General features: G+C 69.7%; 12 protein-coding genes. 8 read left to right on the plus strand and 4 right to left on the minus strand.

From position 1 onward, the window contains the following. Positions 1-86: 86 nt before the first annotated feature. Complete coding sequence (locus EV380_RS08050) at positions 87-1,772, plus strand: glycoside hydrolase family 13 protein (RefSeq protein ID WP_130450577.1); 1,686 nt, start codon at positions 87-89, stop codon at positions 1,770-1,772. A gap of 95 nt (positions 1,773-1,867) precedes the next feature. Beyond that, positions 1,868-2,938, plus strand: coding sequence for a siderophore-interacting protein (locus EV380_RS08055; protein ID WP_130450579.1), 1,071 nt, complete (start codon positions 1,868-1,870; stop codon positions 2,936-2,938). A gap of 19 nt (positions 2,939-2,957) precedes the next feature. Here EV380_RS08055 and EV380_RS08060 read toward each other — a convergent pair whose 3' ends face one another. Both EV380_RS08060 and EV380_RS08065 read right to left on the minus strand, forming a co-directional pair. Beyond that, positions 2,958-4,340 (minus strand): MFS transporter, encoded by a 1,383-nt coding sequence (locus EV380_RS08060; RefSeq protein ID WP_102159131.1) that lies wholly within the window; start codon positions 4,338-4,340, stop codon positions 2,958-2,960. Positions 4,341-4,568: 228 nt separating this feature from the next. Then, the gene (locus EV380_RS08065) at positions 4,569-5,969 is read right to left on the minus strand and encodes an NAD(P)H-quinone dehydrogenase (RefSeq protein WP_278030542.1); all 1,401 of its coding nucleotides are present in this window, start codon (positions 5,967-5,969) and stop codon (positions 4,569-4,571) included. A gap of 115 nt (positions 5,970-6,084) precedes the next feature. Here EV380_RS08065 and EV380_RS08070 point away from each other — a divergent pair, with 115 nt between their 5' ends. The 6 genes from EV380_RS08070 to EV380_RS08095 all read left to right on the plus strand — a co-directional run bounded on the left by EV380_RS08070 (position 6,085) and on the right by EV380_RS08095 (position 10,512). Next, entirely contained in the window at positions 6,085-6,894 is an 810-nt protein-coding gene (locus tag EV380_RS08070; RefSeq protein ID WP_130450583.1) for a purine-nucleoside phosphorylase, read from the plus strand. 8 nt (positions 6,895-6,902) lie between these two features. Then, a complete protein-coding gene (locus EV380_RS08075) occupies positions 6,903-8,666 on the plus strand; it encodes a phospho-sugar mutase (protein ID WP_130450585.1) in 1,764 nt (587 codons plus the stop codon). A gap of 31 nt (positions 8,667-8,697) precedes the next feature. Further along, entirely contained in the window at positions 8,698-9,369 is a 672-nt protein-coding gene (gene deoC / locus EV380_RS08080) for a deoxyribose-phosphate aldolase (protein WP_130450587.1), read from the plus strand. A gap of 56 nt (positions 9,370-9,425) precedes the next feature. Further along, positions 9,426-9,674: a hypothetical protein gene (locus EV380_RS08085; protein ID WP_308409794.1), complete on the plus strand. Its 249-nt coding sequence runs from the start codon at positions 9,426-9,428 to the stop codon at positions 9,672-9,674. A gap of 99 nt (positions 9,675-9,773) precedes the next feature. Beyond that, positions 9,774-10,043, plus strand: a complete 270-nt coding sequence (locus EV380_RS08090; RefSeq protein ID WP_102159137.1) for a YtxH domain-containing protein — start codon at positions 9,774-9,776, stop codon at positions 10,041-10,043. 136 nt (positions 10,044-10,179) lie between these two features. After that, complete coding sequence (locus EV380_RS08095) at positions 10,180-10,512, plus strand: hypothetical protein (protein ID WP_102159138.1); 333 nt, start codon at positions 10,180-10,182, stop codon at positions 10,510-10,512. On the opposite strand, the gene EV380_RS08100 is transcribed toward EV380_RS08095, so the two are convergent. Together EV380_RS08100 and mfd are read right to left on the minus strand one after the other, a co-directional pair. Then, positions 10,509-11,795 carry a polysaccharide deacetylase family protein gene (locus EV380_RS08100; protein WP_130450589.1) on the minus strand — a complete coding sequence of 429 codons (1,287 nt, stop codon included), beginning with the start codon at positions 11,793-11,795 and terminating at the stop codon, positions 10,509-10,511. The two genes, EV380_RS08095 and EV380_RS08100, sit on opposite strands and share 4 nt — an antisense overlap. Positions 11,796-11,902: 107 nt before the next feature. Further along, on the minus strand, positions 11,903-15,505 hold the full coding sequence (gene mfd / locus EV380_RS08105) for a transcription-repair coupling factor (RefSeq protein ID WP_130450591.1): 3,603 nt from the start codon (positions 15,503-15,505) through the stop codon (positions 11,903-11,905). Between the last annotated feature and the right edge of the window lie 213 nt (positions 15,506-15,718).

Consider the following 15,718-nt stretch of genomic DNA (forward strand, 5'->3'; position numbering starts at 1 on the left):
CCCGCAAAGCAGCGAGGGCTCGCCGTCCGTACCGGCGGGCCCTCGTTCGCGACACATCCGAAAACTCTGATCCGAAGGACACTCCCATGAGCACCGATCTGACCTCGAGCCTGCCCGCGGGCGACGTCGTCGACCGCATGGACGACCCCGACTGGTGGCGCCAGGCCGCCGTCTACCAGATCTACCCGCGCAGCTTCGCCGACGCCAACGGCGACGGCATCGGCGACCTCAAAGGCATCACCTCCAAGGTCCCGTACCTGTCCGCACTGGGTGTCGACGCCGTCTGGCTCAGCCCGTTCTACCCCTCGGCTCTGGCCGACGGGGGCTACGACGTCGACGACTACCGCGAGGTCGACCCCAAGATCGGCACGCTCGCCGACTTCGATGAGATGACCGCGGCCCTGCATGCCGCCGGCATCAAAGTTATCGTCGACATCGTCCCCAACCACTCCTCCGACCGCCACGAGTGGTTCAAGCGGGCACTCGCCGCCCCGAAGGGCTCGCCCGAGCGCGACCGCTACATCTTCCGCGACGGGCTCGGCGAAAACGGCGACCTCCCGCCGTCGGACTGGACGGCAGCGTTCGGCGGGCCGGCCTGGTCACGAGTCGAGGACGGGCAGTGGTATCTGCACCTGTTCACTCCCGAGCAGCCCGACTGGAATTGGGATAACCCCGAGGTGCGGGCCGATTTCCTGAAGACGCTGCGTTTCTGGTCTGACCGCGGGGTCGACGGCTTCCGCGTGGACGTCGCCAACCTGCTCGTCAAGGACCTGCCCGAGGTGCTGCCGAGCAAGGCGGAGCTGGATTCGATGGACCGCGATTCCGGCGACTACCCGCTCGCCGATCGTGACGAGGTGCACGAGATCTACGCCGACTGGCGCAGAGTCTTCAACGAGTACGACCCACCGCGCACCGCCGTCGCCGAGGCTTGGGTGGACTCGCCGGCGCGCCGGGCGAAATACGCATCGCCCGAGGGCCTCGGCCAGGCCTTCAACTTCGACCTACTGCAGGCCGACTTCAGCGGGCCCCAGTTCCACCGCATCATCACCGAGAACCTCGAGCAGTCGCGCAACACCGGTTCGTCGTCCACATGGGTCTTCTCAAACCACGACGTAACGCGCCATGCGACGCGCTACGGCCTGCCGCCGCTGAACGGGCGCAAGGTCAAGCAGGGCGTCGAGTGGGTCGCGGCCGGCGGCCCGGAAGATGAGCTCGATCGCGCAGGCGGCGTGCGTCGGGCGCGCGCGGCCACCCTGCTCATGCTCGCGCTGCCCGGCAGCTCATACCTGTACCAGGGGGAGGAACTCGGTCTGCACGAGGTCGCCGCCATCCCGGCCGATCGACGGCAGGATCCGTCGTTCTTCCGCGGCGCGGAATACGACGGCCTCGGCCGCGACGGCTGCCGGGTCCCGATCCCCTGGACCAGTTCTGGAACGTCGTTCGGTTTCGGCGACTCCGACGCGCACCTCCCGCAGCCGGAGTGGTTCGCCGACCACTCGGAGCAGTCTCAGGACGGAGCGGCCGGCTCCACGCTCGAGCTCTACCGCGCCGCGCTCGGGCTCCGGCGCGAGCTGCAGGCCGGCGAATCCCTCGAATGGATCGAGACCGGCCGCGAGGACGTGCTCGCCTTCCGCCGTCCCAACGGCTGGGTCAGCATCACCAACTTCGGCGGCGACGACGTCGAACTGCCCGACGGCGACGTGCTCGTCGCCAGCGCCGAGCTCGACGGACGCAGCCTGCCGGGCGCGACGACCGCCTGGCTCAAGCAGTAGCCAACGCCGCCCCATTGCCCGCCCGCACCGAAGCGAGCACACTCAGGGGTACGGAGCGAGACGCTCCGAACGACGAATCGAGAGCAGGTGCGGCGGTGTCCAAGCGCAAGAAGGACAAGCGGCACTCGTCGTCGACCGGCAGCGAACGGCTGCTCCTGGACGTGCTGCGGCAGGCCGAGCGCGCCGGGGCCAAGGCCGGTCGCAAGACGGCCGAAAAGGCACTGAAGCGCGCGGGGGCGGCCGGTCGCGGCCGGTCGAAGGAGCTCTCGGCGGCCGCGGAGAAGACCGCCTCCGCCGCGGCACGCCTCGTGGCGCAGGAGATGATGTGCAGCGCCGCCGAGGCCGGGTCCGTGACGGATCGCTCGTCCGACGACGGTCCGCCGCCGTCGGGCGACGCGCTGCAGCGAGCGCGGAAGCTGGGACAGCACATCCTGCGCGTGAAGCGCGTGGAGCGGCTCGGCCCGTGTATGGTCCGGGTCGTCGCCGGCGCCCCGGACCTGTCCGGATTCCGCCCCCACCGTCACACCGACCAGTACGTCAAGGTCTATGTCGCGGATCCACAGATGGGGCTGGAGCCGCCGTACGACATGAAGGAGCTGCGCCGGCAGCTGCCGCGGGAGCAGATGCCGCGCACCCGTTCCTACACGGTTCGGTGGGTCGACCTCCACGCCGAAGAGCTGGCCATCGACTTCGCAGTGCACGGCGGGGGCGCGGGCTCGGCCTGGGCCCAGGCGGCCGAACCCGGCACCGCGTTGGTCATCTCACCGGCCAAGGGCAAATTCACGCCCGATCCTCGATCGGCGTTCCACGTCTTCGCCGCCGACGAGGCCGGGCTGCCGGCCGTCAGCTCGGCTCTGGAGTCGCTGCCGGTCGGCGCCCGCGGCGTCGCCCTGCTGGAGGCCGCCGGGGCGGACGGCGAGCTGGACCTTCGGCACCCGCCCGGTCTGGAAATACGTTGGCTGCACCGCAACGGCGCTGCTCCCGGCACCACCGACCTGCTTGCCGACGCACTCTCCGACCTGAATCGTCCGCCCAAAGGCGGCTCGGTGATGATCCACGCCGAGCGCGGGGCGTGCAAGGCGATGGCCCGGACCGTGGCGGGCTGGGGGCTCGAGGACCGCCGCGTGCGCGTCTCGTCGTACTGGACCCTCCGCCGTCGGCGGTGAGACGCGACGCGGGGTCGAGCTAGGCGACGTTGTTGTCGTAGTCCACGTCGCGCGTCTCGCGGGTCAGCCAGAGCGCGATGAGCGTGGCGATGGCGCCGATGCCCAGGTAGACGCCGACCAGGACGGTGTTTCCGCCGCCCGCCTGCCACAGCGCGATCGCGACGAACGAGGCCGGGGCCGCGCCGATCACGGACGCGAGGTTGTAGGCGACGGCCGAACCCGTGTAGCGGACGTTGGCCGGGAAGAGCTCGGGCAGGATCGCCGCCATCGGGCCGAAAGTGAGGCCCATCAGCGTGAAGCCGATGACAAGGCCGGCCATGGCCGCGGCGGTACCCGGGCCGAAGAAGAGCGGCCATGCACCGCCGAACACCAGGATGCTCGTGGTGACGAGGAGGAGGAACTTGCGTCGGCCGAACTTCTCCGCGAGCGGGCCGGAGACCAAGGTGAAGATACCGAAGAAGACGACACCGATGATCAACATGGTCAGGAAGAGCGGTCGTTCGATGCCCAGGCCCGGCACGAATGCCGCCGCGTCGAACGGTTCGCCGGCCTCGGCAGCAGCGGCTGCAGCCTGCTCCGTCGTCTTGGCCGTGCCGTAGGTGAGCGTGAACGACGTCATCAGGTAGAAGAGCACGTAGGTCGCAACCATGATGAACGTGCCGGCGACGACCGGGCGCCAGTGGTGCTTGAACGTGGTGGCCAACGGCGACTTCGCGACCTTCTTCTGCTCCACGACGTTGGTGAAGGACACCGACTCGACGAGCTTCAAGCGAACGTAGAGCCCCACGGCGACCATGACCGCCGAGAGGACGAACGGAACGCGCCAGCCCCAGTCCTGGAACTGCTCCGGAGTCAGACCCAGCTGCAGGCCGACGAACATGAGGTTCGCGATGATGAAGCCGAGCGGGGCGCCCAACTGCGGGAACGTGCCGTAGATCGCGCGTTTGCCCTTCGGCGCGTTCTCGGTGGCGAGCAACGCCGCGCCGGACCACTCGCCGCCGAGCGCGAGGCCCTGGGCGAAGCGCAAGATCACGAGCATGATGGGTGCGAGAATCACGAAGCTGCCCTGCGCCGCCGGCAGGAAACCGATGAGGAACGTCGCGATGCCCATCGTCAGCAGCGAGGCCACGAGGGTCCCCTTGCGCCCGATCTTGTCACCGAAGTGACCGAAGACGATGGAGCCGAGAGGGCGCGCAACGAAGGCGACGCCGAAGATCGCGAACGCGCTGAGGATCGCGTTGATCTCGGTGGCGTCCGGGAAGAAGAGCGCAGGAAAGACCAAAACGGACGCGGTGGCGTAGATGTAGAAGTCGTAGAACTCGATCGTTGTGCCGATCAAGCTGGCGAAGATAACGCGGCCGCGCGTGTTTTGCTTCGGCACGTTAGCGACTGGTGCTGACACGGTATTTCCTTCTCTCGTGGTGCAGTGAATGCTTCTGCGGCGATCAGGACCAATATCCTAGGCAACTAATGCCACATTCTGGACCGTACATCCACATAGTGGACACCCCGCGGCGACGCGCCGTGTCCTGCGTCACACCGCCGGGCATGACGACGGCCCGCCCACCCGGCGTGGGTGGACGGGCCGCTGCGGCCCCCGGACGCAACGCGGCGCCAGGGGGTGCACCCTCTAAAGGTGCACGTGAAGGCGGCGTCCCGCCTCGGAAATCGATCCGGCCAGCGACGGGTAGACGGTGAACGTCTCAGCGAGATCGTCCACGTGCAGGCGCTTGCGCACGGCGAGGCCGATCGGGAAAATCAGCTCGGAGGCTCGCGGTGCGACGACGACGCCACCGATGACCGTGCCCGAGCCCTTGCGCGCGAGGATCTTCACGAAGCCCTCCTGCACGTTCATCATCTTCGCGCGGGCGTTGGTCGCCAGGTTCAGCTTGATGATGTCGGCCTGATACTTGCCCTCGGCGACTTCCTGCTCGGAGACGCCGACGGTGGCGATCTCCGGGGAGGTGAAGATGTTGGCCGAGACCTCAGTGAGTTTGAGCGGCTTCACGGCGTCGCCGAGCAGGTGCGCCATCGCGATGCGTCCCTGCATGGCCGCGACCGAGGCCAGGGCGAAGACGCCCGTGCAGTCACCGGCGGCGTAGACGTTCGGCGCGGTCGTGCGGGAGACGCCGTCGACCTTAATGTGGCCCGCGTCGGTGAGTTGCACGCCGGCCTCTTCGAGACCGATGTCGGCCGTGTTCGGGATGCCGCCGACGGCGACGAGGCAGTGGCTGCCCTCGAGGACCTCACCGGAGGACAGGGTCACCTTGACGACGTCTCCGTCGCGGTCCACCGCCTCGGCACGCACGCGGGATTTCACCGTGATGCCGTTGCGCTCGAACGCGGTCTCGAGCACGTTCGCCGCGTCGGCGTCCTCGCCGGGGAGGACGCGGTCGCGCGAGGAGACCAGGGTGACCTTGGTGCCGAGCAGGTTGTAGGCGGAGGCGAACTCGGCACCCGTGACACCCGAACCGACCACGATCAGATGCTCCGGGATCTCCTGCAGGTGGTAGATCTGCGTCCAGTTGAAGATCCGCTCGCCGTCCGGTTTGGCCGTCGGCAGCTCCCGGGGGTGCGCGCCCACGGCCAGCAGGAGGGCGTCGGCCTCAATGGTCTGGACTCCGCCGTCGTCCGCGGTGACCTCAACCGTGCGGTTGTCGAGCAGGCGGCCGGCGCCCGGCAGAACCTTCACGCCGGCGCGCTCGAGCCCGGCGTGGATGTCGTCGGACTGGCTGCGGGCCAGACTGAGCAGCCGCTCGTTGACGAGGCCGAGATCCGCCGTCGCCTCGTCGGCCCCGACCCGCACGCCGAAGTCGACGGCGGTGCCGACGCGGCGCATGGCGTCCGCGGTCGCGATCAGGGTCTTGGAGGGAACGACGTCGGTCAGAACCGCGGAGCCGCCCATGCCCTGGCGCTCGACGACGGTCACGTTGGCACCGAGCTGCGCGGCCACCATGGCGGCCTCGTAGCCGCCGGGGCCGCCGCCGAGGATGACGAGGCGGGTGTTGATCAGAGTATGCGATGAGGTCACGCGGCCATTCTCCCCCAGAGCCGCCCCGGTTGCACGCCGATCGAGGTGAAAAGCGGCACATTTCCTGTCCCGAGCCCACGTGCCGAAGCCCCTCATTGCGGGTAGGTTAGGGCTCGTGAGTGAAAATCTTGAGGACCCCTTTGACCTCGCGGCCCGCGCCGCGGCCGCCATCGCCGAGCAGACCGGCGTCGAATCGCATGACATCGCCCTCGTCCTGGGCTCCGGCTGGGGCGGCGCGGCCGACCTGCTAGGCGAGACGACCCACACCCTCGACGCTTCGACCCTGCCCGGGTTCCATGCACCGGCGGTCGTCGGCCACGTCGGGACCATCCGCTCGATCCTGACCGGCGACGGCAAGCGGCTGCTCATCCTCGGCGCGCGCACCCACTACTACGAGGGCCGCGGCGTGCGCGCCGTCGTGCACGGCGTCCGCACGGCCGCAGCCGCCGGCTGCGCGAGTCTCGTGCTGACCAATGGCTGCGGCGGGCTGAACCCGGCCTGGGCCCCCGGGACTCCCGTCCTCATCAGCGACCACATCAACCTCACCGCGTCGTCCCCCCTCGAGGGTGCCACGTTCGTGGACCTGACGGACCTCTACTCTCCGCGGCTGCGCGCGATCGCCCGCGAGGTCGACCCGAGCCTCGACGAGGGCGTGTACGCCCAGTTCACGGGCCCGCACTACGAGACCCCGGCCGAGGTCCGCTACGCGAAGGCCATCGGCGCCGACCTCGTCGGCATGTCGACGGCCCTCGAGGCCATCGCCGCGCGCCACGCCGGCCTGGAGGTCTTCGGCATCTCGCTCGTGACCAACCTCGCCGCGGGCATCAGCGACGCACCGCTCAGCCACGAAGAGGTCCTCGAGGCGGGGCAGGCAGCCGGGCCGCGGATCTCGAAGCTGCTGGCCAGCATCGTCGAGCGAGCCTAGGGGCGGACATGAGCGCCTCCAACGACGCCCGCACCTACCCGCCCGTGGATCTGGTCGCCGAAGCCCGCCGCTGGATCGGGGAAGACCCTGACAGCACGACGGCGGCAGATCTCGCCCGGGTGCTCGAGGCCGCCGAGGCCGGCGACGCCGCCGCCCGGGCAGACCTGACGTCCCGCTTTGCCACGACCCTCGCCTTCGGCACCGCCGGCCTGCGCGCCGAACTCGGTGCCGGGCCGAACCGCATGAACCGGGTTGTTGTCCGCCGCACCGCGGCCGGACTGGCCGCGCACCTGCTCGGCATTGCCGCCGGCGCCTACGCCCCGCGCGCCGTGATCGGCTACGACGCTCGGCACAACTCGGACGTCTTCGCCGAGGAGACCGCGGCGATCTTCACCGCCGCGGGGATCGACGCGTTCCTGCTGCCCTCGGCCCTGCCCACGCCCGTGCTGGCTTACGCGGTCCGAGCGCTCGACGCCGAAGCGGGCGTGATGGTCACCGCGAGCCACAATCCGCCCCGGGACAACGGCTACAAGGTCTACCTCGGCGGGCGCGCGGTCGACGACGCCGGCCGCGGCGCGCAGATCGTCGCACCCGCCGACGCGGCGATCGCCGCGAAGATCGACTACGACGGCCCGCTGGCGGCCATCCAGCTCGCGGACGACGGATGGACGGTGCTGCCGGAGTCGATCGCCGACGAGTACGCGGGCGCCGTCGTCGCCCTCTCCCCCGCCACCGAGGCCAACCGCGCCGAGCGTTCGGCGACGAGTATCGTGCTCACGTCGCTGCACGGCGTCGGCTCCGCGACGATGCTGGGTGTCTTCGACCGTGCCGGATTCTCCCACGTCACCCCCGTGATCGAGCAGGCCGAACCAGACCCGGACTTCCCGACGGTCGCCTTCCCGAACCCGGAGGAGCCGGGGGCCATGGACCTGGCTCTCGCGACCGCGGAGCGCGTGGGCGCCGACCTCGTGATCGCCAACGACCCGGACGCCGACCGCTGCGCCGCCGCGGTTGACGTCCCGGGCTCCGGGTGGCGGATGCTGCGCGGGGACGAGGTCGGTGCGCTGCTCGGCTCGCACGTCGCCTCGGGCATCGCCTCTGGCCTCGCCGCGGGCAACGACGACGGCGCAGCAGCGCCGGTGTTCGCGAACTCGATCGTCTCCTCGCGCCTGCTCGGCCGTATCGCAGCAGCGCACGGGATCGAGCATCACGAGACACTGACCGGGTTCAAGTGGATCTCCCGAGTCCCGCGCCTGACCTTCGGGTACGAGGAGGCGCTCGGCTACTGCGTCGCCCCGGACCTGGCGCGCGACAAGGACGGGATGTCCGCCGCGCTCGTGCTCGCCGACCTGGCCGCCTCGCTCAAGGCCTCCGGCGGGTCGCTTCCGCAGCGGCTGGACGAGCTCGCCGTCGAGCACGGCCTCTTCGCGACCGACCAGCTCTCGGTCCGCGTCGACTCCCTGGCCCGGCTCGGAGAGATGATGGCGCGCCTGCGCGCGGCGCCGCCGTCGTCGCTGGCCGGATCCCCGATCACCCGGGCGCAGGACCTGGGCACGGGTGGGGACCTGCCGCCGACCGACGCGCTGCTGTATGTCAGCGGGGACGACTCGCGCGTGATCGTGCGCCCGTCCGGGACGGAACCCAAGCTCAAGGCCTACCTCGAAGTGGTGGAACCGGTCGCCTCCGTGCCCGACCTGCCCGCCGCCCGCGAGCGGGCCGGCGAACGGCTCGCCGCCGTGAAGAACGATATTGCCGCAGCGCTCAACGCGTGAGCCCCGGCCACGAACCCCTTTGAAAGGAACCATGACGAACATCGCCAGCTACATCGACCACACGCTCCTGAAGCAGGACGCGACTGAAGAGGACGTCCTGAAGGTGGCCGCCGAGGCCAAAGAGTACCGCTTCAAATCCGTCTGCGTGAACCCCGTGTGGGTGCCCGCGGTGGCGCGCGCGCTGAGCGGCTCAGACGTCCTGACCTGCTCCGTGATCGGCTTCCCGTTCGGCGCCACCCTGACCTCCGTCAAGGCCTTCGAGGCGGCGGAGGCCATCAAGGCCGGCGCCGACGAGATCGACATGGTGATCGACATCGCCGCCGCGAAGCGCGGCGACGAGGAAGCGCTGGTCGCCGACATCCGCGCGGTCGCCGAGGCCGTGCACGCCGGCGGCGCGATCCTCAAGGTCATCATCGAGACCGCCATGCTCACGGACGAGGCGAAGGTCCTGGCCTGCCGGGCTTCGGTGGCGGCCGGCGCCGATTTCGTCAAGACGTCGACCGGATTCGGCGGCGGCGGCGCGACGGTCGAGGACGTGCGGCTCATGCGCGAGACGGTCGGCCCGGATCTCGGCGTCAAGGCCTCCGGCGGCGTCCGGTCGCTCGAGGACGCGCAGGCGTTCATCGAGGCCGGCGCAACGCGGCTCGGGGCGAGCTCCGGAGTTGCTATTGTAGAGGGCGAACAATCTTCGGCCGCCTACTAGGCGACCGCACAGGTCGGCGCCCACCCGGATGGACGGGGTCGGGCCATACAAGGAGCGTGACAGTGTACTCGGACGGCAAGAACAAGGCCTACTCGGGCCAGGGAAACCACGGTTCGAACGTCGCCGCATTCGTGGTGATGTTCGCGTTGTTCCTCGGGTCCCTCTACTCCCTGAGCTTCTGGACGCTGGAGAACGCCTGGCTCCCGGGCATCGCCTGCCTGGTCCTGGCCACGGCCGCCTTCCTGATCCCGCAGGGCATCATGGGTCGCTCCGAGATCAAGGCCGAGCAGCAGGAACAGCGCTAACGCGTCTTCTGTTGCGCCCGGCACATCAGGTGTGCCTACTGTAGGGGCGACACGGTTGCAGTTCGCGCCGTTGACCCGCTAGGTCTTTAGGAGGCCACCATGCGCATTCTGACCTTTCTTGCCGGCGCCGCCCTGGGGTACGTGCTGGGCGCACGGGCAGGTCGCGAGAAGTACGAGGCCATCCGAGACAAGGCCTCCGAGCTGTGGGACGATCCACGCACGCAGGAGCAGGTCTCGCGCGTGACGTCCGCCGTCGAGGAGAAGGCCCCGCAGGTCGCCTCCTACGTCAAGGAGAAGTCTCCTCAAGTCGCCGAGAAGGTCCGCGAAGCGGCGTCGAAGGTCTCCAAGCACGACAACGGCACCGCCTAGAAACAATGTCTGACTTTGGGGTCCGCGATTGACATCGCGGGCCCCTTCGGCGTTAACACGCTCCCCCTTTCCCCGTTCCGGCCATAGACTGGAGGCAGGCCCGCGAACCCGGGTCCGTGTGAGGAAGGGGAACATTGTGACATCGTCCGCACAGCCTGAGGAGCACCACGCGTCCGAGAATTACGACGCCGGCTACGAACAGGCCACCGACGGTCCCTTCAAGGCGGCCGGCCGCTGGTTCGCGGGCATCGCCGACGCGTTCCTCGGCGGGGACGGCTCGGACGCGCTGGGCGCGACCGTCGTCGTCCGACGCATCGACAACGACGCCGAAGTCCTGCGCGTGACCGGCAACAATATCGACGAGGCCGAGGGTCTGCTCGCCTTGGTGCGACGCGACCTCGAGAACCTCACCCGCGAGGAGTTCCTCTCGGAATGGGGCGGCAAGGACGGCGTCGAGACGGTCGACTAGTCCGGACGAGCCGAGTCGTAGACGTCCTCGACGTCGAAGAAAGCGCCGAGGACGTCGCGCTTGCCCTCGAGCTCCGCCCGCAACGTCAGGCCGTCGACGTTGATGCGCGCCTGCCTCAGGTAGTCGTCGGTTTGCTGGACCCAGTGAGTTCTCGTGGCGTCGACGCCGAAGAAGTAGTCGAAGCCGAGCGACTTGAGGTACCGGTACTTCGCCCCGGAATAGGCCGGCACACCGCTGATGTCGGCCCCGAACGGGTAGATCAGCAGGTCGGTGTCTCCGATAATCGGCCGCACCTCCGCGTCCCAGCGCTCCGCGTCGCGGGTGATGCGCGCCATCGACGCGTCCGTCATGCCGAGGTGCCCCCACGTGTGGGACGCGAACATCCAGCCGGAATCCTTGAGCGCCGTCGCGACCTTCTTCGCCTCGGCCCGGGCCTTCCGTGTGGCCGCGCCGGTGCCGTACTCGGTCGCACTGCTCCGGTATCCGAGCACGCCGTTGTATCCGGTGACCGCGAGGACGCCTTTGCTGCCGCGGTAGGAGAAGTCGGGATGCTCGGCGACGAAGGCGTCGACGACGGTGGGCAGATCGTAAGCGCCCCGATGCACCTCGCCGTCGGCGTCGATGTACGTGCTGGTGACGGCACCGTCGTCGTCGAGCGCCAGGTCGGTCGCGAACCCGTCGCCGGTCATGTACTCGTAGTAGTTGACATCGTCCTGGGACAGGACGAGAGGCTTCTTGCCCTCGGGCAACAGGATCGGGTTTGCCGTCATGACCCCGTCCCGCATCGTGGCGAGGTCGTGCGGGTCGACGAGGACGTAGCCGCGCTCGTAGAGAGAGGCGAGCACAGCCTCGAACTCGTCGAGTGTAACCATGTAATCGTCATAACCCTGCGCGCTGGGGCCGGGGGCGAAGGCGCGCTCGGGGTCGACGATCAGTGAGTGGAAGAACAAGTGCGGCACGGTCGCGTTGTCCGGCCACTCGCGCGCCCGGCCCTGCTGCTCCTTCACGTCGGCGCGCACGGCCTCGGCCATCTCGCCCTCCAGTCCCTCCACGGTCTCGAGGGCGGCCGCGTAGTCGTACTGAGCCACCTGGAGTCGTGCCGTCTCGAGCGCCTTCTCCTCGGAGTCGGGCGCCGGTTCGGAAGCAGGCGGGGGCTCCGTTTCAGGCGTCGACGATGGGCCGGCCGCGGGCTCATCGGCCCCCATACCGGAGAGCCCGCACCCGCTCAGGGCGAGGGCGAGGACCGCCGCCGCGACGAAGCACCGGACACGTTTCGGAACCATCGCACTCCCCTCTTCCGCACGCCGTGGCGTGGCCCGAAGAACACGCCGCTCCTGCATTTTCAGGTTAGTCCGCCGGAGCCGTCCGGCGCGGACGGACACGGGGCGTGTCAGCCCTCGAAGAGGGCGGCAAGCACCTGGGTGGCCCAGTCGAGGATCTCCCCGTCGGCGAGATCCCGGCCGCCGACCGGCGCGGTCTTGGGCTTCGGGAGCAGCACGGCGTTGTTCAGCGCCGGCTTGACCTGAGCACCCTTGTACATCCGCGCCATGCGCATCTGCTTGGACTCGGGCAGGTCGGCCGGGGCGAACTTGACGAAATTGCCCTGGCTGGCGACGTCGGTCAGGCCGGCCGCCCGGGCCCTGACCCGGAACCTGGCCACCGCAATCAGGTTCTGCGCCGCGGCGGGCGGCTCGCCGTAGCGGTCCTTGAGCTCCTCGACGACGGCATCGATCGAGTCGCCGTCGATCGCGGCGGCGAGCTTTCGATACGCCTCGAGCCGCAGCCGCTCGCCGGGAACATAATCATGCGGCAGGTGCGCGTTCACGGGCAGCTCGATCTTCATCTCCACCGGCTTCTCCTCGGCGTCGCCGCGGAAGTCCGCGACGGCCTCGCCGACGAGCCGGAGGTACAGGTCGAAGCCCACCCCGGCGATGTGGCCGGACTGCTCGCCGCCGAGCAGGTTGCCCGCGCCGCGGATCTCCAGGTCTTTCATTGCCAGCTGGAAGCCCGAGCCGAGTTCGTTGTGCGCTGCGACAGCCTTGAGCCGCTCCAGCGCCACCTCGCCGAGGGGCTTCTCGGCATTCCAGAGGAAGTAGGCGTAGGCGCGCTCGCGCCCACGGCCCACGCGGCCGCGCAGCTGGTGCAGCTGGCTCAGGCCGTAGGCGTCGGCCCGGTCCACGATGAGCGTATTCGCGTTCGAGATGTCGAGGCCGGTTTCGATGATCGTCGTCGAGACCAGCACGTCGAACTTCCGCTCCCAGAAGTCGACGATGATGCGCTCGAGTTGTGCCTCGCTCATCTTGCCGTGCGCGACCTCGACCCGGGCCTCCGGGACGAGCTCTCGCAGCTTCGCCGCCACGGAGTCGATGGACGAGACGCGGTTGTGCACGAAGAAGACCTGCCCCTCGCGCATCAGCTCGCGGCGGATCGCGGCGGTGACCTGCCGGTCGGTGTAGGCGCCGACGTACGTCAGCACCGGGTGCCGCTCCTCCGGCGGGGTCGCCAGCGTCGACGTCTCGCGGATCCCGGTCAGGCTCATCTCGAGGGTGCGCGGGATCGGCGTCGCGGACATCGCGAGCACGTCGACGTTGGTACGCATGTGCTTGAGCGCCTCTTTGTGCTCCACGCCGAAGCGCTGCTCCTCGTCGACGATCACCAAGCCGAGGTCCTTGAATTCGACCGTCGCGCTCAGCAGTCGGTGCGTGCCCACGACGACGTCGACCGTCCCGTCGACGAGCCCCGCGAGGATCGCTTTGGACTCCTTGGGCGTCTGGAAGCGCGAGAGCGCCTCGACACGTACGGGGAATCCGGCGAAGCGCTCGGTGAACGTCTCGTGGTGCTGGCGGGCGAGCAGCGTCGTCGGGACGAGCACGGCGACCTGTTTGCCGTCCTGAACCGCCTTGAAGGCGGCGCGCACGGCAATCTCCGTCTTGCCGAAGCCGACGTCGCCGGAGACGAGTCGGTCCATGGGGATCGACTTCTCCATGTCCTCCTTGACCTCATTGATCGTCGTCAGCTGGTCGGGGGTCTCGGTGTAGGGGAAGGCGGCCTCGAGTTCACCCTGCCAAGGGGTGTCGGCCGCGTAGGCGTGACCGCGGCTGGCCATGCGCGCCGAGTAGAGGCGGATCAGCTCGGAGGCGATCTCCTTAACCGCGCGCCGGGCCTTGGACTTGGTGTTGGACCAGTCGGATCCGCCCATCTTCGACAGCGCCGGCGCCTCGCCGCCGACGTAGCGGGTGACCTGGTCCAGCTGGTCGGTCGGGACGAACAGCCGGTCCCCCGGGGCGCCGCGCTTCGACGGCGCGTACTCGAGCACGAGGTACTCGCGCATGGCCGCCTGTGCGCCGCCGACCTTGCGCTGGATCAGCTCGACGAAGCGCGCGATGCCGTGCTGCTCGTGCACGACGAAGTCGCCCTCGGTCAGCTGCAGGGGGTCGACGGCGTTGCGCCGCTTGGCGGCCAGCTTGCGGCCCTTCTTGCCGTGGGCGTAGGCGCTCGAGCGGCCGAGCAGGTCCGCCTCCGTCAGCAGCCCGAGGCGCAGCCCGTCGAAGACGAACCCGCGCCCGGCGACTGCCGTCGTGATCTCGATGAGCCCGGGCGTCGGCTCCGCCTCGAGGGAATCGACGCGGTGGCACGGGATGTCGGCGTCGTGAAACAGCTCGGCGAGGCGCTGGGCCGGCCCCGGGCCGTCGGTGGCGACGACGATGCGCCAGTCGTCCCGGATGCGGGAGCCGATGAACTCCATCATCTCGGCGACGTCGCCGCGGTAGCCGCGCGGCTCGCGGGCGTTCACGGCGAGGGAGTCGATGTCGAGCACCACGTCCTCGTCCCGCTCGAGCGAGGTCATCGCCCACCAGGAGACCTCCGCTTTGAGCGCGGTCTCCAGCGTGTCGGCGAGGTCGGCGAAGCCGCCCGCGTCGAGGGCCTCGGCCACCCCGGCGGCCTGCGAAAGGTCGACGGGCGCGCTGCCGCCGTCGGACGCCGTCGACCACGCCGCGGCGAGGAACTCCTCGTTGGTCGCAACGAGGTCGTGGGCGCGCGAGCGCACACGCTCCGGCTCCATCACGACAGCGATCGAGTTGGCCGGGAGCTGTCCCACGAACGGGACGAGGCGCTCGGCGAGCACGGGTGCGAGCGATTCCATGCCCTCGACGGCGACGCCGCCGGCGATCTTCTCGAGCATGTCGGCGGCCGCCGGCATCGCCTCCTTGAGCCGGGCCGCGCGTGACATGACATCGGGCGTGATGAGCAGTTCGCGGCACGGCGGCGCGTAGAGCGCACTCGGGGCACCACCGTCGGCGGCGTCAAGCGAGCGCTGGTCCGCGATCGAGAACCAGCGCATCTGCTCGACCTCGTCGCCGAAGAACTCGATGCGCAACGGGTGGTCCTCGGTGGGCGGGAAGACGTCGAGGATGCCGCCGCGGACGGCGAACTCTCCGCGCTGGGTCACCATGTCGACGCGCGAGTACGCGGCCTCGGCCAGGGCCTTCACGACGGCGGAGAACTCCCGGTCCTCCCCCACCGCCAGGTGCACGGGTTCGAGGTCGCCGAGGCCGTCGACGAGGGGCTGCACGACGGCGCGGATCGGGGCGACGACGACCTTGAGGCCGCCGTCTGGGTGGGCCAGCCGGCGCAGCACGTTGAGCCGCCGGCCGACCGTGTCGGAACGCGGCGAGAGGCGCTCGTGCGGCAGCGTCTCCCAGGACGGGAACTGCGCGATGGACGCCGCCGGCAGGTAGGCCTCCAGCGCGGCGGCGAGGTCCTCTGTCTCGCGGCCGGTGGCCGTGACGGCCAGCACGACGGCGTCGGCCCCGCCCGCTCCTCCGGCGGCCAGCCCGTCGACGGCCTCGGCGACGACCGCGGCGCGCAGGCCTGTGGGCGCGGAGACCTCGAGGTTCTGGCTGCGGGAGTCGAAGGGGCGCGACGCATACTGCCGGATCCTGGCGTACGTGGAGTCGGCGGACAGCGCGGCGCGGAGACCGGACAGGGACATGGGTTTTGCCTTTCACAGGTGCCAGGTTGCGCAACACGAAAACCCGGTGATCGTCGGCCGGCGGGGACGACGAGTCGCACCCGCACTGCTGCGGCGATACCGGGGAAGCCCTCCCAGCCTACCGCGCCACGGTCCCGCGTGCCGGAATCCGGCGTCCGCTCGCATAGCATGGGGACAGTGACCCGGGCGGCCGGGATGCATCCGCTCCGGCGG

Source organism: Zhihengliuella halotolerans, assembly GCF_004217565.1.
GTDB classification, from domain to species: domain Bacteria; phylum Actinomycetota; class Actinomycetes; order Actinomycetales; family Micrococcaceae; genus Zhihengliuella; species Zhihengliuella halotolerans.